This window comes from uncultured Holdemanella sp., from assembly GCF_934754935.1.
Classification (GTDB): Bacteria; Bacillota_I; Bacilli_A; order Erysipelotrichales; family Erysipelotrichaceae; genus Holdemanella.
The window spans coordinates 18,693-40,216 of record NZ_CAKVJB010000023.1; the positions used below are offsets into that span (position 1 = coordinate 18,693).

Genomic DNA, 21,524 nt, shown 5'->3' on the forward strand with positions numbered 1-21,524 from the left:
CAAAAAAAGGAAGCACAACGCTCCCTAATCACACAACTCGTATAAGTCTAAAATCAATTGTTCTGTCTTATCCCAACCAAGACAAGGATCCGTGATTGACTTTCCATACACATTACCATCCGTAGGTTGATTTCCATCCTCTAAGTAACTCTCAATCATCAAGCCCTTCACTAGCTTTTTGATATCCTCGGACTTACTTCTAGAATGCATAACATCCTTCGCAATACGAATCTGCTCTAAATATTGTTTGTTTGAATTTGAGTGATTACAATCCACAATGCATGCTGGATTCTTCAAATCTGACTTTTCATATAAATGAATCAATTCCATTAAATCTTCATAGTGATAATTCGCATGCGCATGATTAAACTTATCCACATAACCCCTTAAAATCGCATGAGCCAATGGATTACCATCCGTCTGTACTTCCCAACCACGATATACAAATCTTTGATCAGCTTGAGCAGCTACAATCGAATTCATCATAACTGTAAGATCTCCTCCTGTAGGATTTTTCATTCCTGCTGGAATTCCTACACCACTCGCCACAATACGATGTTGTTGATTCTCCACACTTCTTGCACCTATCGCAACATATCCTAATAAATCGGATAAATACGCATGATTTTCTGGATACAACATTTCTTCTGCACAAGTAAATCCAGTTTGTGTAACAACATCTGTATGTAATTTACGAATCGCAATAATTCCTTTCAACATATCCTCTTTAGAATGTGGATCTGGCTGATGTAACATCCCCTTATATCCAACACCTTTAGTACGAGGCTTGTTTGTGTAAACACGTGGAATCATAAAAATCTTATCTTTCACTTTTTCTTGTAAAACAGCCAAACGATTCATATAATCTAAAACCGCATCTTCACGATCCGCACTACAAGGACCAATAATTAAAATTAAACGATCATCTTTTCCAGTAAAAATATCTTCAATTTCTCGATCTCTTTGTTTCTTAATTTTCTGCACCTTATAAGGTAAAGGAAATTCCTTCTTTAAATCTTCTGGAGTAGGTAACTCCTGTATCTTCTTCATATCCATGTTCGACATCCCTCTTTAATCACCTTTGACAATATCATATTCTAGAAACTTTTTCAAAAAAAGAAAGATGAAGTCAAACTCCATCTTATTTTAGTGATTCAACAAATTCTTTGATATGTTTAGCATCCAAACCATAATAATCCAATAAATTTGCATAACCATTCCTTTATCGGTATAATACAAATAGAGAAAAGCTACTGGAAAAGCAGTGGCTGCTCTGAAATATAGTTAATGCTGAAGCACTAATCTATTTCCATTGCTAGTGGTGATTAGTGCTTTTTGCATTTTTCTATAATAATCAATGTTACTTTTAGTATTTCTACTATGGCAAATAAGCACATAGCAACATCAATATGTAGATATATATACATAAGCTTTCCTCCTGTAAAAAAATAGAAGGATCTACTTACCTGGAACTCAAGATTCAAGGCTTTAAATCTCCTTAACAAGAGGCAACCACCAACCACATCCAGTAGCCAATTTTTATTATAAAGGTCCAATGTGAAAACATTATTAAATCCGGTAAATTTTTAAAAAATTGTTTTATAAACACAAAATAAATCACCCAGTTATATCAGATGTCTCATAAGAAAAAGGACACTTATTAAAATGTCCCTAATCGATATTCTAAGATGTAATCATCCATGATAAATCCATTACCTATATCTGTCTGTACAGAATCAATCCATTGAAAACCAAACTTCTCATATACATCTAGACTATGTTTATTGTGTTTGTTGCAAGTCAAATATACAGAAGAGTAACAATATTTTTCTGCCTGTCTCTTAACATACTCAAACATTTCAGTCGCATAATGCTTTCCTCTAGCCACATCCTTTAAATACAATTTAGATAAGAACAAACGATCCGGCTGATTCTGCAAACCAATATATCCAATAAGTTCATCACCTTCATATACCTTATGATAATGATATTGTTGATGTTTGACTTGATCTTGCATGGCATCAAAACTTTGAAATTTATCCACCATATAATTAATCTGAGATTCTGAAATAATTCCCGGAAAAAATTCATGCCAAATTTTTTCGGCAAGAATAGCCACTTCCTTTAAATCACTATCATTCTTGCACTCAACAATATTAATACTTTTCATAATGCACCTTTGAAGAATCAAACTTATCTTTTACAACCTCTTCTTGATCTGGATAACCAAATGAAATCATCCACATCGGAACAATTCCTTTAGGCAATTTAAAATATTGGTTTAAAGCCAAATAACGATCTTCATTTGGATACACACCCAACCAACATGAACCAATACCCAAGCTTTTCGCTTCAACCAACATATTCTCTGTAGCTGCCGCAAGGTCTTGTTGGCAATAATCTAAACTATCATTCTTACTTTTATCCGCACAAACCACGATTCCCATAGCTGCATCTTTTAGAAAGGATGCATAGGGTGTCATTTGACTTAAATCCTTTAATGTATCTTTATTCTCAACGACAATAAACTGCCAAGGCTGACTATTTCTAGCGCTTGGTGCACTAAACGCTGCCTTTAAAATCAAATCGATCTCTTCTTTTTTTAAAGATTCTTGTTTATATTTTCTTACACTCGTACGATTAAAAATTGCATCCATACTCCATTCTCCTTTTTTCACTATTATATCACCATTTTGAAAATTCGCTTTCATTATATAATGACTATTCTTTTCTTTGTGTTACAATACAAGAAGGAGGAATTTAACCATGTTAAAATTTGAACCATTCTATCAAGAATACGAAAGAACATTAGATGCCTTTTCATTGGCATTCTCAACTATTTATTTCGAACAAATGACAATTGCACCTAAGAAAGGAATTCCTTATTCAAATGAAATGTTGTCTAGACTATCTAAACAAGCATTTATCATTGAAAATGATCCAGAAACAATCAAAAAGATCAAGGAATACGCAAAGACATTGCCAGAAGGAAGTTTAGAAAAGAAAGAAGTCGATTATCGTCTTGAAGCATTAGCACAATCTGAAAACATTCCTAGTGATGTATATGCGAACTATGTAAAAGTCAAAGCCGACAGTGAATTGGCTTGGCATGAAGCTAAAGAAGCGGATAACTACGAACACTTCAAGCCTCATTTAATGGCAATCATGAAAGAAACGCTACATCTTTTAGAATATGATCCTAAATTCAATGGAAATAATGCGTATGATGTATTATTGGACCGTTATGAAAAAGGAATGACACAAGAAAAATACGATGCATTCTTTAATAATGTTAAGGAAAAATTAGTTCCATTAATTCATGAAATTCAAAACAAACCACAAATCAATGATGACTTACTTCATGAAACTTATGCGGTGGATCGCCAAGAAAAATTTATGGATGTTATTTGCGAATTTATGAAAGTTGATTTTGGTAAAGTCTACCTTTCAACGACAGAACACCCATTCACAGATTTCTTCTCAAGCAACGATACTCGTATCACAACACACTATTATCCAGACCAATTCTTAAGTGCTATCCTTTCAACTGTACACGAATATGGACACGCTCTTTATGGACTACAAATGGATCCTGCTTTTGAAGGAACTATGCTTACACAAGCCGTTGGTTCAGCTGCGCACGAATCGCAATCTCGTTTCTTAGAAAACCACGTTGGAAGAAGTCACGCATTCTGGCAAGCAAACTATGAACAATTGACAAATCTATTTCCAGAATTTAAAGATGTGTCTGTTGATGAGTTAGTCAACATGATCAACAAGACAGAATGTGCTTTGATTCGTACAGAAGCTGATGAATTAACATACCCATTACACATCATGGTTCGTTATGAAATCGAAAAAGAAATTGCGAAAGGCAACGTAGATTATGATAAGCTACCAGAAGTATGGGCCGATAAATACGAAGAATATTTAGGTGTTCGTCCTGCAAACTATAAAGAAGGTGTCTTACAAGATATGCACTGGTCTACAGGATACTTAGGATACTTCCCTACATACGCATTGGGTAGTGCTTATGCTGCACAATTGTATGCGACAATGGAAAAACAATTCGATGTTGAAGAAGCCCTACTCACAAACCACTTCGAAAAGATTACAGACTGGCTAAAAGAAAATGTACACCATTATGCCGCAAGTAAGTCTATGGCTGAAATCGTAGAAGAAGTAAGTGGAGAACCATTCAACCCTGATTACTACACAGATTATTTAATCAAAAAATACAAGAAATTATACAATCTAGACTAGCAAGAAGAAGTGAGTAACATCACTTCTTTTCTTACTGACAAGAGTGGTTAGAATGGTTAGCATATGGGTAGAAAGGAGCTTTATTTATGATATTTCAAGAAGATTTTGAACAAATGCGTTCCTTAGAACAAGACTTGACATTTCTTTCTGCCAAGACTGAATTTGATGAATCAAATATTCCATTTAAAGAAAAGAACTTAGGCATTCAAAATCAAGATGGACTTTATACAAATTTAGGCCTTCTTTTGTCTGATCAATGTAAGCACACAATTAAAGTAGCTGTTTTTAATGGAGAAACACAGAATGTTTTTCAAGATCGAAATGAATTTACGGGTTCATTATTTAAACAAATGCACGAAGTCTATTCTTATATTGATTTTAGAAATCAAAAACATTCTAGCTTTTCAGGATTGAAAAGAATTGATAAAAGAGATTATCCAGAAGTAGCTATAAGAGAAGCTTTGTTGAACCTAATTATTCATCGTGAATATTCATATAGTGCGAGTTCCTTCATTCGTATGTATACAGACCGGATCGAATTTACTTCCATTGGAGGCTTATTAAAAGGAATTACTTTAGAAGACATTCAACTTGGTATTTCTGTTTGTCGAAATCCTAAACTCGCAAATGTCTTTTATCGGTTAGAACTCATTGAAGCTTATGGTACTGGCATTCAAAAAATTCTTGATTCGTATTCAGAATCTGAAATCAAGCCTCAATTTGTGACAACAGAAAATGCCTTTAAAATCATTCTTCCAAATCTAAATTATCAAAAGAAGAGTATTAAAATTCAGGAAGATACAATAATTTATGATTGTCCTGAAAACAAAATAGTAGAGTTTGCGAAAACACACACTCAATTCACTCGTAAAGATGTTCAAGATACATTCAATCTTTCTCAAACAACTTGTGGACGCATCTTAAACAGAATGAAAGAAGAGGGCCAAATCTCTCAACATGGTAAAGGTAAAAATACATTTTATGTCCTAAATGAAAAGAAGTGATTATTCACTTCTCTTTATTTATATTCAAACAAGCCATCATTCTTTTCTTCCATAGCCTTGATGATATGATATACAAATTCATTATAAGGTGTAGGAATATTTAATTCTTTTCCCATCTTCATTATCGCCCCCGAAAACATATCAATTTCTGTATGTCTTTTGGCATCCAAATCCTGTAGAGTAGAATACCTGGCTGTTTTAGGCACTGCACTACCACGAGTAGCACTCGAATCAGCCTTTGACATATCTATACCTTTAGCTTTGGCAATGGCTTCCAATTCATCCTTTAATCCAGACTGTATAGCTTTCACATGATCACTATCCGAGTAGCATCCAACTCCAGCTCCAAGAATAGCTTGGGGTAAGTTTTTCGTTACATTTAAGCGAAACTTGCTCCACATTTCTTCCTGAATATATGAAGTTGCTCGATAATGTAGATTACTTTGACTAAACAATTCATCAATTTCCTTATTTTCCTCAAGCACGATTCCAATCGTTGTTTCTGGATCAAACACATATCCATCACCTTCTTTGTGACTGGCTACTTTAACTAATGAATATACCATATGCTGCATACCAACTTGATTTCCAATAATTTGTTCACTATCCACACCATTCATTAAAGACATGACTAATGTATGTTCATCCACGATTTGTTGAATATCTTCTAAAGCATCTGGTAGAGCATTGTATTTTAAACATACAATAAGAAGATCTACACCATGTGCTTCTTTAGGTGTTAATACTTTCGGATGATAAATCACATTATTGATTAAACAACCATTCTTTTTTAATCTTTCGTACCTCTCATCTTTTGCGACTACACTCAATTGTATATCGCATTTTGATAAACCATAAATACAATAGGAACCTACTGCTCCAGCACCGAATATCGCAACCGATTTAATTGTCATGTACTTCACTCTTTTCTTTTAAATGACCATGGTATTTTTCTTTTACATAAATCCCCAACAAGATTCCAACTACATATAGAGAAATATCCCCTAAATCAAATACGCCTCTATGAAAGATTAGCTGCATAAATTCACATAGAAAGCCAATGAATACCGAAACAATAAAGTTTTCCTTGTTTGATGAAATAAATAGACCATTCACCCATGGCATAAACATAAAGTATCCAATATTAAATGCGAATACGATCCACTCTGTCCAAGAACCATAATAGATTTCTCTAAGGCATGCGAAAGGATTCAATTGAATAATACTAATGCCTTGATCATATCGAATCAATAGGGCAATTATTAAAAACAAATAATATACAAAGAAAAACATGGCTCGATGTTTTACATTCCAGTTTTTTGTAAAAAACATCAACGCATCATATATAACGACCAATTCAATGCACCATACGACAGCTTGAATTGGATACCATCCCATGCCAAAAACTTCCATTAAAACAGCTGTGACGTAGTAATGAATGAACAAGGATAAAACTAAACTTAAAATTAAGTATCTCCAATTTTTCATTTCAAAGTCCCCTTATTTTCCTTTTATTATGCCACATCAAGCTTTAAAATTCATTAAAAATCTAAAATTGAAGCATCCCAACCCATATCACGATAGCCTTGTTTACAACGTTCCATATACGAATCACTAGGTTTACATATTGGAAAACGACTATACATTTGGTAGATAAAGCCAGTCATTGTTTCATTGTTTTCTAACAACACCTTTTCTTCAAAACAATCATACAAATACGGATAATCTTCATATTCATCTAAACTCTTCTTATCATTTTCACTCACATCCCATACAGCTACTCGTACAAAATCTCCTTTTTTCTTATCCACCGTTAAATAAGCGCGTCCAGGATTTCCACGATAGGTTAGTGTATAGTCTTCAAGTCTTGCCAAAGATACAAACTTTGCATCTTTACAACGACTCTTCATCTCTTCTTTGTTTAAATTACTTCCATACGCAATATAATACATATTTTCCCCCTAAAGAAAATAGGATGACGAATCATCCTATAATTTACTTTCAATATTTTGCATCAACATTGCCTCAGGCATATATCCTGAGAAGGCTGCAGCTTGTTGTCCTTTTTTGAATAGAATCATTGTTGGAACAGACATAATCCCAAATCTTTGAGCTAGATCTGGACTTTCATCCACATCCACCTTTACGATCTTTACTTTTCCATCTAATTTATTTGCGACTGATTCAAGCACAGGTGTCAACATTTTACATGGTCCACACCAAGTTGCGAAGAAATCGACTAAAACTGCATCTTCATTCATTAATGCATTAAATTCTTCTGTATTTACAATTTTCATACAAGGTTCCTCCTTATCTGATTCTATTTTATAATAAGCCTTTTCGTAAGTCCATTTCTTTGCCCGCCAACAAGGCATTGATTGCTTTCCCAATACCATTATTCATATTTGTATCTGTAATTACAGTAGCCGCATACTTAGCTTCATCCATCGCATTGCCCATCGCAACACCAATACCTACTTGTTGAAGCATCTTCAAATCGTTTTGTGCATCTCCAAAAGCCATGACCTCATTCATACTAATACCTAATCTGCCACAAATCTTCCATAGTGCACTTGCCTTACTTACGTGTTTTGGCATAATTTCAAGCCAATCTGGCCCTACCAATAATACATCGTAATCACTAAGGGCTGCTTTGATTCCTTCAAAATTCTTTTCAAAGAACTTCGGTGTATGTACCATAATCACCTTATTGATATCTTGTGTTAAGCGAATTTCTTCAAAAGGCAAATCAATAAAATTACGATTTTCTCTACCATCCTTCAAACCATAATCATCAGGCTCACCCAAAATGGCATTCTTGACTTTTTTCTTTACACGATTCAATGAAGATATGTAGCTGTAAAAGTCATATCCACATTGAAAAATTCCTTCAACGCCAAATTTTTTACATACTTTCTGTATTTTAATTCCATCTTCTGGTGTTAAAACATCATCCAAATCATATTCTTTATTTTCAAAATCATATACGACTTGTCCATTTACTAATGCCAAAAAATGATTTCCATTCTCTAATTCCAATGGTTCATATACAAATTTACAGCCATTTTTATCTCGACCCGACGCAATCACAATGTGCATGCCTTGTGCCATTGCTCTTTGAATCGAATCTACAGTTCTAGGATCCATTCTTTTAGAATCATCTAAAAGTAAAGTTCCATCTAAATCAAACGCCAAACATTTTATAGTCATATTACTTATCCAATTCTTCTTGATATGAGAACAATTTTGTACAATATTTTCCATTAAAGCATGCCAAACACAATCCAACACCATGTGTGGCTTCTTTCATTTCTTCTTCCGTCATAAAACGTAAACTATCCGCACAAATATATTCACGAAGTTCTTCTACATTCATACGAGCACCAATCAATTGATCCTTTGTAGAAGTATCTACTCCATAGAAACATGGACTTGTGATCACAGGACTTGCGATACGAACATGTACTTGGGTAGCCCCTGCATCTTTTAATAATTGAACAATTCTTCTTGAAGTCGTACCACGTACAATCGAATCATCAATCATCACAATTGATTTTCCTTTAACTACACTCGATACCGGACTTAATTTTAGTCGAACACTACGATCACGCATGGCTTGTGTAGGCTGAATAAATGTACGTCCTACATATCTATTTTTTACCAATCCCGTTTCAAATGGAATGCCCGCCTCTTCTGCATAACCAATGGCTGCCGATAAAGATGAGTCTGGTACACCAATAACGATATCTGCATGTAGATCTTTATCTTCTCTAGCCAAAATAGATCCTGTTGCCTTACGGAAAGCATGGACGTTAATACCTTCTACCACACTATCTGGTCTTGCGAAATAAATATATTCCATGGCACACATGTGATGATCTGTATTTGTTGAATAAAATTCATGTTTTACAATGCCCTTATGGAATTCAACGATTTCTCCTGGTTTTAAATCCACACTTTCATAGATTCCCATAACTTCAAAAGCACATGTTTCACTACTAATCACATAGCCATCTTTACTTTTGGCATAACTTAAAGGTCTTAATCCATGACGATCACGAACCGCATAAATAGTATCCTCATTCATGACTAAGAAAGAGAATGCACCTTCAATACGATTTGCAGTTTTCATAACACGTTCTTTTAAAGTACCCTTTTCTTTTTGAATCAAGTGAAGAATAATTTCACTATCACTCGTTCCTTGGAAAATTGCACCTTCATTTTCAAGTTCAATACGAAGCTCTTTTTCATTTACAATCTGTCCATTATGAACAATTGCCAAACTTCCATTGTGTCCCTTGGATACAATTGGCTGAATATTTTCATTTTCCTGACCACCAGCTGTACTATAACGAACATGTCCAATAGCCAATCTTCCGACCATAGAATCCAATTTGTCTTTTTGGAAAACATCTACTGTCAAGCCTTTACCTTTTTGTAAAGTAATATTCTCACCATCCGAAACGGCAATCCCACTTGCTTCCTGGCCTCTATGTTGCAAGGAATGCAAACCATAATACGTAATACTTGCTGCATTATCTACGCGATACGCACCAAACACACCACACTCTTCATGAATTTCATCAAACATAACTGATCTCCTTTGCCACAACATTATATCATGCAAATAAGAAAAAATGGACGACTATTTCGTCATCCATTCATTTCTTTTAAACGTTCTTTACGATCTAGATATAAAACACCAATCTTATATATACTTGCCATTGTTGGAATTCCTAAAAACATACCTGGAATACCCGCTAAAGAGCCAAAAATCACAACGGTCATCATGACATAGATTCCAGGAAGTCCAACTGAATTTCCAACGACATGTGGATAGATCACATTACTTTCGATTTGTTGAAGAATACATAAATATAACAAGAACCAAAGTGACATAATTGGACTTACAGTAAACACCATAAACATACCAATCGCCCCACCAATATAAGCTCCAATCATCGGAATAATATTAATAACTCCAACTAGTGTTCCAATCATTGCCGGATATGGCATGCGTAATATAATCATTCCTAATGTACATAGTGTTCCTAGAATAGTTGCTTCAATACATTGTCCACCAATAAAAGCACTAAAAGTCTGATTAATAATTCGCAAACACTTATCGATTCTATGCTTTACAGTTTCATTCAAATATAGATTTGTTAGGCGATGATATAACTGAATGAATCTTTCTTTTTCCAATAACACATAGATTGCGAAAATAAACATCAACACAAAATTAAATACACTATTCACAATCACGGTAACCACATTAAAGGTTGTACCCACTACATTGGTAACACCGGATGAAAGAACATTAATGGCAGATTGAATCAAATTCTTCCAATCAATATCTAAATTATTAATCGAATCCGCAAGCTGTGGATTGTTTTCAAATAGATTCACAAGGAATTTCTGTGTATCCTCAAAATATTTTGGCAATACAGCTACAATCACTCCAATTGCTTCACTCAATGATGGAACAACGAGTGTAATTAAGAAATACACAAAAAGAAAGATTAAAATCAAAGAAAGAAGTAAACTCGTTGCACGCTTTCCTTTCTTCATAAAATCCAGACGCTTTTCAATTTTGACCATAACTAGATTGATCACAAATGCCATCATAGCTCCAAGCACTAAAACTCTACATGCATTCCATAATATAGATACCATTGAAATCAATGTATCCAATTTAATCAATCCAATAATAATAATTGTGATTCCAAATACATATATCCATAAACTTTTTTTCTTCATAAGCACCTCACCCTCTTATTCTAATACATACGCGTATACTTTTTAAACAATTTGTCATTTCTTTCTTCTGTACCATCACAGTTTAAAGAGGAGAAAACCGGTACTTCTACATTGTGTGCAATCAAATATTTGGCACACGCAACATTAATACATTGGGCAATGAAAGAATTGGCCATACTCGATGTTGGACATAACTTCGCATCCAATCCTTCAATGGATAAAGCACAATCTCCAACTTCTCCACAATTATCAATGACAATATCGGCAATTTGGTACAAATTCTTTCCACAAGAATGCCGAGAAGCTTGAGCAGTAGTATGTTTCATACTCGTAACTGCAACTACACGTGCTCCACGACTTTTTGCTTCAAGTGCAAGTTCAATTGGATAGGCATTACGCCCTGAATTGGATGCGATCAAAACAACATCACCAGCACTAACACCATATAAATCCACTAAAATTTTGGCATAACCACTAAGTCTTTCAATATGTGAACTCTTTGTCGGATGCTCCGTCATCGTAAGTTCACTCGTTAAAATAGGAACCACAAAAGCTAGGCCTCCTGCACGCGCATACATCTCTTCAGCCATTGTATGAGAGTGTCCACTTCCACTCACAAAAAACTTATGCCCCTCCATAAATGCCTGAGCCACTAAATGACCTGTTTGTTCTAATTTTTCAGATTGTGTTTCCTGTATCTTTTTAACGATATCAAGACCCACTTCAAATACTTCTTTCATATGATTATTTCTCCTTGATATGCATGTTTCTTTAACCTCATTATACAACAAGAAGATAAATAAAAAACAGCCATCAAGGCTGTATATTGTTGAAGTGGTGCCGACTATAGGAATTGAACCCACAACCTACTGATTACAAGTCAGTTGCTCTACCAATTGAGCTAAGTCGGCATAATTTATGTGGTGCAGAGAAAGGGATTTGAACCCTCACGCGATCTCTCGCACTGCCGCCTGAAGACAGCGTGTCTGCCATTTCACCATCTCTGCGACTGAGTGTATTATACTAAAAATTCAAACAGTACGCAACAAAAAATGTGACCTTTTTAACAGTCACATTTCGCATATATATCAATTAGATTCAATAAGATTTCCACATTCTTTTCCATCGACTGAATGGGAACATATTCAAAACGTCCATGCGCATTCTCATATCCCGCTGATAAGTTAGGACATGGAAGCCCTCTATGAGATAAGGCTGAACCATCGGTTCCACCTCTAAATGGTTCGGTTTGAGGGGTTAATCCCACACTTTCAATGGCTTGTTTCAAATATGGAATCATAAACGGTACTTGATCAATCACTTCTTTTAGATTGCGGTATTGAATTCTTTGTGTAATATTCACAGTACCTTCGCCATATTCTTTATTCAACATATCCACAATCATCTTTAATGTATTGTTTCGAATATCAAACTGCAAGCTGTCATGATCACGAACATTGATTTCAATCTTGGCATATTCGCAATCCCCATTAAAACTCACCACATGATAAAAGCCTTCTCTTCCTTGGGTATATTGTGGTTTTTCTAATGCGGGTAATTTATTTAAGAATGCATTTCCAATATCCACCGCATTTTTCATAATGCCCTTAGCGGTAGCTGTATGTACTGAAATACCATGAATTTCAATCGTTGAAAGACTCGCATTAAATGTTTCATCCATGTAATAGCCCAAATGATCTCCATCTAACGTATATGCGATGGGTGATTTAAAGCGTTCTAAATCCAAATCTTTTGCGAGTCCACTCACTTCTTCATCTGGTGTAAATGCGACAGAAATAAAATTATGTTTGATTTCTGGATGTTTTACTAAATACTCCAACAACGTCATGACAGCCGCAATACTTGCCTTGTCATCCCCTCCAAGTAGTGTTGTGCCATCGGTTAAAATCAAATCCTGCCCAATATATTGTTTCAGATTTGGAAATACACTAGGTGACATCACAATATCTTTTTCAGCATTTAAAACAATGTCGTTTCCATCATAATTCTCTAACACCCAAGGCTTTACATCTTTACCACTCGCATCCGGAGCTGTATCCATATGTGTCACAAAACCAATAGCTCTACCCGTTTTTACATTGGCTTCTAAAGATCCATATACCACACATGTATCTTTATCATAATATACATTGGTAGCCCCAATTTCTTGAAGCTCTTCATAAATAACCTTAGCTAAATCATGTTGACAAGATGTAGTAGGAACACTTGTACTATGTGAATCGGATTCTGTATTGATTCTTGCGTAGCGCATCAATCTCTCTTTTACTGGTTCATAAAATTCTGTCATAGGAATTCTCCTTTTTGTATATTTTATTCTTTTTCGGATAGAAATAAAAGAAAAAAGTACCTACGAGGATATAGGCACTCTACTTCTTATACATAATAAGTCCATTGAAATGTCCATTTTCTTGAAATGAATAAATTTGAAAATATGAAAAATCTTTGAACAATTGATCAAACTCATCGCATTGTTCTTGTGTTTCAAAAACAACTTTGACCACATCTTGTAGTTTAGTTGAACAACCTTGTATACTAAGAACACTATTATCTTTAATTTTTTCACAGATCACATCAAATAAGCATAGATACAAATTAACTTGTTCGTCATATTTAATATTTGAAAAAATATCTGTTGGAAGATTCATCGAAAGTTTTATGTGTTTATTTTCTAATTTACTTTTACACTCATTTAAAACTACAGACATCGCTATATTATTTGAATATATCTGATTGAAGTTTTCCAATACAATTTTTTCTATTGTATCTATACTTTGTGCATATTCTGCCTGATTTCCAGATTTTTCGATCCTATTTTTTAATGTCGTGATTTCATGCAGCAATGAATGCATGAAATTAAAATTTGATTTATAGTTTCTATCCAACATATCAAATTTTATAGCATTAAATTCATTCTCCATCTTTTCTAATTTCAGTTCTTCTTTAATCTGTAAATTGTGAATAAAGCCATATTGAATTAAAAATGAAATGAAGATTAGAATTGTTAAAAAGAAGAAAACATTCAAGAATATTTGATTCTTCTGTAGGATTTCACGATAATCTTTGTAGCACAAAGCAATCCCTAAAAGGAAAATAATCGGAATCAACACAATGTATGTAAACTTAATTGTATTCTTATCATGATAGAATTTTGATAATGTAAATCCTATTGTATACGAAATAATCTGTGTTGTTAAAATCACAATTAAATATGTAGATGAATGTACATCTATTGGTGCACTAACAACATTAAAAATCTCTAAAAGTAGAATCGACACTAATTCTGATATTGCGAAAATAAAATAGACAAAAATAAAGTAAATCAATTTTTTTGATATTTTACCTTTGTACATAAACATAATGTAACATAGATTCAAAAGTAGAATAATCCATCGGCCATAAAATGTCATTCCATTCTGATTTAAATACCACTGAATTAAAACGACTGTAATATATGCTGGCAAGACAAATTTATTGTTTTTAAATTCACTAAAAGACCTGATAAAAAGTGTTAAGAACAATAAATTTAAAGATACTGATATTAACATCATAATGATTTAAATAAAGATCTATAATAATTGTCAACAAAGGTCTTTTTATAAAATTTTGACAAAGGAATTTTCTCATTGTTAGTTAAGAAAAGATCTCTTTCATCTTTACTAATGCCAGAAATATGTTTAAGATTTACCACATAACACTTATAAGGTTGCGCAAAACCATATTCTGTTAATTTTTCAACCCAATATTTCAAAGGATAACTGGTTTTTATTTGGGCTCCATTTAAAAAGTGAAGTACAGTTGCACGATTTAAAAATTCAACATAGAGAATCTTATCATAGTGAATTTTATATGGTGCAATTTTGGAATCATAAAATCCCATATATTTTTGAAATGTAGCACCCAATACGTTCTCCATTTCTTCATTAAATATATTTTCATCAATTGGTTTTAAAAAATATCGTTTGGCATCAATAGAATACCCATCGATCAAATACTGCGAGTATTTAGAAGTAATGATGATCATTAATTCTGGATAAACTTTTCTAAGCTTTTTAGAATACTCAATTCCATTACTATTTCCGATTTCTACATCCAAAAATAATATGTCTACATTAGAAAAGATATCCAAATTCTCATTTAATTTTAATTCAATACTGATCTTGTGATCGATATTGCATTTATTAAAATAATGGATGCATAACATTTCAAGATCTTTAGAATCTTTTAAATCATCATCAATAATCAATACATTCAACATAACCCTTCCCCCTAATCTGTATGAATGAATGAATGTACATAAAGTTGCTTCAAAGAACAACAAAAATATAACTGAAAAAATAATATTAAACATATTTAACCGGAATTATTCATGAAAATGTTTAATTTTAATATTTGTTAAATCTCTTAATCCCTATGGGAAAGCAAAAGAAACTATATATTCGGAAGGTTAAAACTCTTTTATATTAATTATACGTGTTATATTTGAAGAAGTCAGAGGATATTCCTTTTAATATCCTCTGACTTCTTAACATATAAATTATAAATTCTATGTACCAAAGTGATTCTTTATTTTAAAAGTTAGAAATTTTTATAAAAACCACCTGATTTTTTTTGCGTTACCTTTCTGAACTAAAAGCTTTTCTATTTGTTTTGCTTGTTCTGAATTTGGATCTATAGGAAAATTAACTAGACAATTTCCTTTTGTGACGATGCATAATTGATTATCAAGAAAAAAGTATTTTACCATATCTTCATATTTAAAATTTAAACTTCTTTTTTCTCCCTCAACTAGCCATTCGTCTTCTTCAAAAACAATTGCTTCTGGAAATTCATCTGTATCTCCATACATTATTCGTACTCTTTCAAAGGTATTTTTTACCCTTTTCTTTGTTATAATGATACAAACAATTTGAGTCCAAATTAATAAGCTTGATATAACTATAAATAAGGCAAGAAGAATATCTTCGATATGTAAGGTTCCACAAAAGAATCCACAACAAAAAATGGTGATGGGAGTAAATATTAAAATGAAAATTAATAATATTTTATAAGTATAGAGTGAAACATTTTTTTTAATACATTCTCTACCATATTTTTTGTCATAATATATTCTATTTTAATCATATTAAACCCCTCTCTTTTTTTATTTTCTACCACATCTCTATTGGTTTTGTATCTGAACTAAGTTGGTTTACACTATTTGGACAGTTGCTTTGCATTTCCTGATTCAAGGATTCATCTGTAATATCGATTGGATAAAGATAAATCATGTTTTCAGATATATATGCCGTATATTCCGCATCATAATCATAAACTGGAATCAAATCATAACAATTCTCAATACTTCTAGGTTGAAGGGTGACATTCACTTGCGATCCATACATTTTTTGCTCAGCCACATATGTACCAAGGATACCTGTATTCCCGTTTTTATCTAATTCTAAAAAGGTTTGAATTTGATATCCTTTGGCATTGATATCTGCATTACTGAAATACTGTATTGCATCTAATGATTCATTGTAGTTTGTATTTTCATCAAACTGTACATCTTTGAACAATTCAGGAAGATTTACAAAATCCGTCTTTGAATAATCTAAATCAAACTTCTCTTCAAATTCTTGAATCAAAGTTCTTTCTCTTTCCATCATTTCTTTTAAAAATGGTGTATCGTCAAATAGAAGTGAACCGTCATTTTGAACTGTTATATCTCCTGAAGCTGTGATTGTGTCAAAATATAAAGGTCCATGATAGATAACATTCATATAATCCATAGAATACTTCTTATACTCTGTATCCGTCGATTGAATCGTTAGTTTTTCATTATTAATGGTTTGATCATCTTCGATTGTCTGCAGATCATAGATGTATGTGATTCCATCTTCTTGAAAACCATAAGAAACGGTGGCATTTTCTTCTATATTTTGAATAAATATTCTAGGATGATCTTTTACATTTTCCTCTACGGATATTTTCCATTTTCCTTCTTGATAATTCTTATAATCCAAAGCCTGTGCTGTTACATTCCAAAAATCTTCCGGTACTTGATTTTTTATTCCATTTATCAAATATAATACAAACAAAGAAAATACAATACCTATCACTACTATTATTAATATAATTGTCATTTTATTTTTCTTATTTCTTGATATTTTCCTCATGTCTTGCACACATCCTTGCACACATCCTTGCACACATCCTTGCACACATCTTTTATCCACAGTCTTAATGTATGGATTATTTATATTATATATTATATAGTCATTTTATAAAAATTTTATTCTTGATGAACAAAAGGTCATTTTTTTGAATAACACGTTAATAAAAGACATTGATTATACGTTTATTCTCAGAAAAATACAATAGATTAGGTATTAAAAAACTAGAAGACATTCAACTAATCAAATATGAAGTTTAACATTAGAAAAAGACATTGTAATTTAAAAACTATCCTCTTATTCATTTTTATGTCCTTTCATTCATATCTAGTCAATAACTAAAATAATATAGTATACTTAAATTAGAAAGGCAGGACATAACTATGAAAAAATTAGCAATCGCAATCACAAGTTTACTTTTAATGACTGGATGCTCTTCTACACCTACCATCACAAACACAAATAATATTAAGGAGCATATTCTAAAGGATAATGTAGCTTATGAATCATTCTCTTCCTATAGTGATTCAGATTCAATTATTCGTTTACCAAATGGAGAATATATTCATGGAACAAAAGAAGTAGATGGAAAATATTATGACAGCGATCAAGATTCAGGTGCCATTCAGGCTAAAAAAGCAAAATATTATGCTTTACTGGCTACTGATGTGGATAACTATCTAACTGAAGAATTTGAAGGATTCAATGATTCAGATGAGGTTTTCTATAATAAAAAAGGTGGCTTCACAAACGCATCTACAGTCATTGATGAAAATGGTAACGAAAAAGACTTGGCCAATAATCCAGACTATGAATCTATGACAATAAAAGAGGTAAAAGAAAAAGAATACAATCGTTTGATCCAAGAAGATGCTAAAGAAGAAAAGAAAAATCTTTCTCCTCCAGTAAGTGAATTAAACGAATTATTGCCAAAAACAGATTCTATTTCAAGAACGGTTTTCAACAAAAAGAATAAATATGCTATTCATTATTATGAAATAGAAGAAAATGAGTATTCAAACTATATAAAGACAATGAAGGAGAATGGTTTTGATTCCATTGATCCAAATTCTCCAGAAGAAACATTTTTAGGCGTTAACAGTGATAATATATCAGTCAATATACATTATGACGCGACAAATAAAACTCTTGATGTAGATATTCGAAGACAATAAATTTAAATTGCTCAAACAACATTTAGTTGTCTGAGCTTTTTTAATACAAAGAAAAAAAGACTGGAATTTTCATCCAGCCTTTGACATTAGAATAATCCTACGATCTTACCATTTTCATCCACATCCATATCTAATGCACTTGGATGTTTTGGAAGTCCTGGCATTGTCAATACTTTACCTGTTAAGGCAACAATGAAGCCTGCACCTAAGCTTGGGCGTAATTCACGAACTGTAATTCTAAATCCTGTAGGACGCCCCATTACTTTACCATCATCTGATAATGACATTTGTGTCTTAGCCATACAGATTGGTAATTTATCCCATCCTAATTCATTGAACTTCGAAATTTGTGCTTGAGCTTCTTCTGTAAAATCAACACCATCGGCACCATATACTTTCTTGGCAATGGTTTCTACTTTTTCTTCAATTGACTTATCTAAATCATATAAAGGAGCATAGTTATTTTCTTGATCACATAACGCAACTACTTTGTTCGCCAAATCAATAGCGCCTTCTCCACCTTTTGCCCATACTTGAGATAATGACATTGGATGGTTATTATCTTCACACCATTTTTCTAATGCAGCCACTTCAGCCGGTGTATCTGTCGCAAATTCATTGATCGCAACAATGTATGGTAAGCCAAATTGTTGCACTGTATCAATGTGTTTAGCTAAGTTTTCACATCCCGCAAGCATTGCTTCTACATTTTCTTCTTTTAGATCTTCTAGAGCAATTCCACCATGTTGTTTTAAGGCACGAATTGTCGCAACGATCACAACCGCATTTGGTTGAAGATTCGCCAATCGACACTTGATATCCAAGAATTTTTCAGCACCTAGATCGGCACCAAATCCAGCTTCTGTAACTGTATAATCCGCAAGTTCTAGACATGCCTTTGTGGCAATGACAGAGTTACATCCATGCGCAATATTCGCAAATGGACCACCATGAATCAACACTGGATTGTGTTCAAGTGTTTGAACCACATTAGGCAATACGGCATCTTTCATAACCATAGCCAAAGCACCTTCAATACCTAAATCATGTACATATACTGGCTTATCATCATAAGTATATGCCACAAGCATTTTTCCAAATCTTTCTTTAAGATCCATTAAATCATCCGCTAAACATAAAGCAGCCATGATTTCACTCGCAACTGTAATATTGAATCCATCTTTACGTTCTACACCATTGGCTTTAGCACCACAACCAATTGTGATATTACGCAAAGTACGATCATTCATATCTAAACAACGTTTGAAAGTTACTTTTTCAGGATCAATATTCAATTCATTTCCCTGATGAATCACATTATCTAAACATGCACTTACCAAGTTATTGGCTGTCGTAATCGCATGCATATCTCCCGTAAAGTGAAGGTTGATATCTTCCATTGGTACAACTTGGGCATAGCCACCACCAGTAGCTCCACCTTTTAATCCAAATACTGGACCTAAACTTGGTTCACGTAAAGCCATCATCGTTTTCTTACCTAAACGATTTAAGGCATCTCCCAAACCAACCGTTGTCGTACTCTTTCCTTCTCCAGCTTTAGTCGGATTAATAGCTGTAACTAATACTAATTTTCCATGAGGATTATTTTCAATAGATTTTAAATAATCAAAAGACAATTTAGCTTTATATTTTCCATAATGTTCCAAGCTATCAGCAGGAATCCCAATTTTTGCGGCAACCTTTTCAATCGGTTCCATGACACATTCTTGTGCAATTTCTAAATCTGTTTTAGCCATTTTACATATCCTTCTTTCCAATATCGTTTCTATGAAATAAATCTTTACAGTGAACCTTTTCTAATTCTGCATATGTATGATCAAATGCAGCTTGTAGCGTATCTTCTAATGAAACAACCATTAAAACACGTCCACCATCTGTGACTAATCCTTCATCTGTCATTTTTGTTCCCATGTGGAAAACCAATCCATCCACATCATCTACACCTGTAATCAAAGATCCTTTTGTAGAGCTTGCAGGATAATTTGTGCTTGCTAAAACAACACCATGACTGACTTTATCTGTCCATTTTAATTCAACTGGTTTATTGTCCATTAAATCTAAAATAGCTTGTACAAAATCACTTTCTAAACGAGGCAAAATAACTTCGGCTTCTGGATCTCCAAAGCGCGCATTAAATTCAATGGTTTTGATGCCTTTTTCTGTCAACATCAATCCACCATATAAGAAGCCAGTGAATGGAACACCTTCTTTAACCATGGCACTTGCCATTGGCTTCATAATTTCATTCATAGCCTCATCAATGATTTCAGAAGTAATCTTTTTAACTGGACTATACGATCCCATACCACCTGTATTCGGACCTTTATCTCCATCAAATACACACTTGTGATCTTGAGCTACTTCTAAAGGTACTACTGTTTCGTTGTGTACTAAACAAATCAAAGAAAACTCAAATCCAAATAAACATTCTTCAATCACAACCGAATTATTTTCAATCGCAAAAGCAATGTCCAAAGCTTCCTTAGCCTGTTCTAATGTAGAAGCTACCGTAACACCTTTTCCAGCTTTTAAACCATCTTCCTTAATAACGATAGGAGCACCTTGTTCTTGTACATATGCCCATGCAGATTCTAAATCATAGAATGTTTTATAAGCTGCCGTTGGAATATTATATTTTGCCATGATTTTCTTGGCAAAATCCTTACTTGATTCGACTTGAGTCGCTTTTTTATCAGGTCCAAAAATCTTTAGGCCTTCCTTTTTAAACGCATCTACAACACCTAGAGCTAAAGTTGCCTCAGGACCTACGATGGTTAAATCTACTTTTCTTTCTTTTGCCAAAGCAACAAGACCATCTACATCATTGTCTTTTACATCGACACATTCTCCAATTTTTGCCATTCCAGGATTGCCTGGTGCACAAATCAACTCATCACATAAAGCTGAACGTTTACATGCATACGCAAGTGCGTGTTCACGTCCGCCCTTACCGATAACTAGTATTTTCATTGCGTTTTAATCTCCTTTTTCTTTACCTTTCAATCATAACAGAAAAAAGACCATTATGGGTCTTTATTCACAAATTTTTTAAATAGGGTAGAGGAATAATACAAAGATTATTGCCCCTCCCGTTGAACCGTACGTACGGGTCACGTATACGGCTCTAC

Annotated in this window: 21 protein-coding genes and 2 tRNA genes; 3 read left to right on the top strand and 20 right to left on the bottom strand. The window is 33.4% G+C overall.

Features of this window, described 5'->3' with window-relative positions:
* Positions 1-24: 24 nt before the first annotated feature.
* From Q0E86_RS07275 to Q0E86_RS07285, 3 genes are all read right to left on the bottom strand, one after another.
* The gene (locus Q0E86_RS07275; protein ID WP_367117387.1) at positions 25-1,056 is read right to left on the bottom strand and encodes a 3-deoxy-7-phosphoheptulonate synthase; all 1,032 of its coding nucleotides are present in this window, start codon (positions 1,054-1,056) and stop codon (positions 25-27) included.
* 604 nt (positions 1,057-1,660) lie between these two features.
* A complete protein-coding gene (locus tag Q0E86_RS07280; RefSeq protein WP_295755732.1) occupies positions 1,661-2,170 on the bottom strand; it encodes a GNAT family N-acetyltransferase in 510 nt (169 codons plus the stop codon).
* Positions 2,157-2,657, bottom strand: coding sequence for a nitroreductase family protein (locus Q0E86_RS07285; RefSeq protein ID WP_295755734.1), 501 nt, complete (start codon positions 2,655-2,657; stop codon positions 2,157-2,159). The genes Q0E86_RS07280 and Q0E86_RS07285 overlap by 14 nt, the downstream gene beginning before the upstream one ends.
* A 109-nt stretch (positions 2,658-2,766) precedes the next feature.
* Between Q0E86_RS07285 and Q0E86_RS07290 the strand changes: the two genes are divergently transcribed.
* Entirely contained in the window at positions 2,767-4,263 is a 1,497-nt protein-coding gene (locus Q0E86_RS07290) for a carboxypeptidase M32 (RefSeq protein ID WP_295755735.1), read from the top strand.
* An 86-nt stretch (positions 4,264-4,349) separates the two neighbouring features.
* Positions 4,350-5,267: an ATP-binding protein gene (locus Q0E86_RS07295; RefSeq protein ID WP_295755737.1), complete on the top strand. Its 918-nt coding sequence runs from the start codon at positions 4,350-4,352 to the stop codon at positions 5,265-5,267.
* Between the two features lie 14 nt (positions 5,268-5,281).
* Here Q0E86_RS07295 and Q0E86_RS07300 read toward each other — a convergent pair whose 3' ends face one another.
* The 15 genes from Q0E86_RS07300 to Q0E86_RS07370 form a co-directional block, all read right to left on the bottom strand.
* Positions 5,282-6,181: a ketopantoate reductase family protein gene (locus Q0E86_RS07300; protein WP_295755739.1), complete on the bottom strand. Its 900-nt coding sequence runs from the start codon at positions 6,179-6,181 to the stop codon at positions 5,282-5,284.
* Complete coding sequence (locus Q0E86_RS07305) at positions 6,171-6,755, bottom strand: hypothetical protein (protein WP_288518609.1); 585 nt, start codon at positions 6,753-6,755, stop codon at positions 6,171-6,173. Before Q0E86_RS07305 ends, Q0E86_RS07300 begins: the two co-directional genes overlap by 11 nt.
* Before the next feature lie 53 nt (positions 6,756-6,808).
* Entirely contained in the window at positions 6,809-7,219 is a 411-nt protein-coding gene (locus Q0E86_RS07310) for a gamma-glutamylcyclotransferase family protein (protein WP_295755741.1), read from the bottom strand.
* Positions 7,220-7,255: 36 nt separating this feature from the next.
* Complete coding sequence (trxA, locus tag Q0E86_RS07315; RefSeq protein WP_117926679.1) at positions 7,256-7,564, bottom strand: thioredoxin; 309 nt, start codon at positions 7,562-7,564, stop codon at positions 7,256-7,258.
* A 28-nt stretch (positions 7,565-7,592) separates the two neighbouring features.
* Positions 7,593-8,477, bottom strand: a complete 885-nt coding sequence (locus Q0E86_RS07320) for a Cof-type HAD-IIB family hydrolase (RefSeq protein WP_295755742.1) — start codon at positions 8,475-8,477, stop codon at positions 7,593-7,595.
* A 1-nt stretch (position 8,478) separates the two neighbouring features.
* Positions 8,479-9,858, bottom strand: a complete 1,380-nt coding sequence (gene purF, locus Q0E86_RS07325) for an amidophosphoribosyltransferase (protein WP_295755743.1) — start codon at positions 9,856-9,858, stop codon at positions 8,479-8,481.
* 62 nt (positions 9,859-9,920) lie between these two features.
* The gene (locus Q0E86_RS07330) at positions 9,921-11,027 is read right to left on the bottom strand and encodes an AI-2E family transporter (RefSeq protein WP_295755745.1); all 1,107 of its coding nucleotides are present in this window, start codon (positions 11,025-11,027) and stop codon (positions 9,921-9,923) included.
* Positions 11,028-11,047: 20 nt separating this feature from the next.
* Positions 11,048-11,767, bottom strand: coding sequence for an SIS domain-containing protein (locus Q0E86_RS07335; RefSeq protein ID WP_295755747.1), 720 nt, complete (start codon positions 11,765-11,767; stop codon positions 11,048-11,050).
* 95 nt (positions 11,768-11,862) lie between these two features.
* Positions 11,863-11,938, bottom strand: a tRNA-Thr gene (locus Q0E86_RS07340).
* Positions 11,939-11,948: 10 nt separating this feature from the next.
* Positions 11,949-12,034 (bottom strand) — tRNA-Leu (locus tag Q0E86_RS07345).
* Between the two features lie 56 nt (positions 12,035-12,090).
* Positions 12,091-13,335 carry a peptidase T gene (pepT, locus tag Q0E86_RS07350; protein WP_295755748.1) on the bottom strand — a complete coding sequence of 415 codons (1,245 nt, stop codon included), beginning with the start codon at positions 13,333-13,335 and terminating at the stop codon, positions 12,091-12,093.
* A 79-nt stretch (positions 13,336-13,414) separates the two neighbouring features.
* A complete protein-coding gene (locus Q0E86_RS07355) occupies positions 13,415-14,398 on the bottom strand; it encodes a hypothetical protein (protein WP_295755750.1) in 984 nt (327 codons plus the stop codon).
* Positions 14,399-14,592: 194 nt separating this feature from the next.
* Positions 14,593-15,303 (bottom strand): LytTR family DNA-binding domain-containing protein, encoded by a 711-nt coding sequence (locus tag Q0E86_RS07360; RefSeq protein ID WP_295755752.1) that lies wholly within the window; start codon positions 15,301-15,303, stop codon positions 14,593-14,595.
* Positions 15,304-15,633: 330 nt separating this feature from the next.
* Positions 15,634-15,894, bottom strand: a complete 261-nt coding sequence (locus Q0E86_RS07365; RefSeq protein WP_186999391.1) for a hypothetical protein — start codon at positions 15,892-15,894, stop codon at positions 15,634-15,636.
* A 301-nt stretch (positions 15,895-16,195) separates the two neighbouring features.
* On the bottom strand, positions 16,196-17,203 hold the full coding sequence (locus tag Q0E86_RS07370; protein WP_118325584.1) for a hypothetical protein: 1,008 nt from the start codon (positions 17,201-17,203) through the stop codon (positions 16,196-16,198).
* Positions 17,204-17,583: 380 nt separating this feature from the next.
* On the opposite strand from Q0E86_RS07370, the gene Q0E86_RS07375 reads away from it, so the two are divergent.
* Positions 17,584-18,375 carry a hypothetical protein gene (locus tag Q0E86_RS07375; protein WP_295755755.1) on the top strand — a complete coding sequence of 264 codons (792 nt, stop codon included), beginning with the start codon at positions 17,584-17,586 and terminating at the stop codon, positions 18,373-18,375.
* An 86-nt stretch (positions 18,376-18,461) separates the two neighbouring features.
* Here Q0E86_RS07375 and Q0E86_RS07380 read toward each other — a convergent pair whose 3' ends face one another.
* Positions 18,462-20,132 (bottom strand): formate--tetrahydrofolate ligase, encoded by a 1,671-nt coding sequence (locus Q0E86_RS07380; protein ID WP_295755757.1) that lies wholly within the window; start codon positions 20,130-20,132, stop codon positions 18,462-18,464.
* 1 nt (position 20,133) lies between these two features.
* Positions 20,134-21,366, bottom strand: coding sequence for a phosphoribosylamine--glycine ligase (gene purD / locus Q0E86_RS07385; protein WP_295755759.1), 1,233 nt, complete (start codon positions 21,364-21,366; stop codon positions 20,134-20,136).
* Positions 21,367-21,524 lie beyond the last annotated feature (158 nt).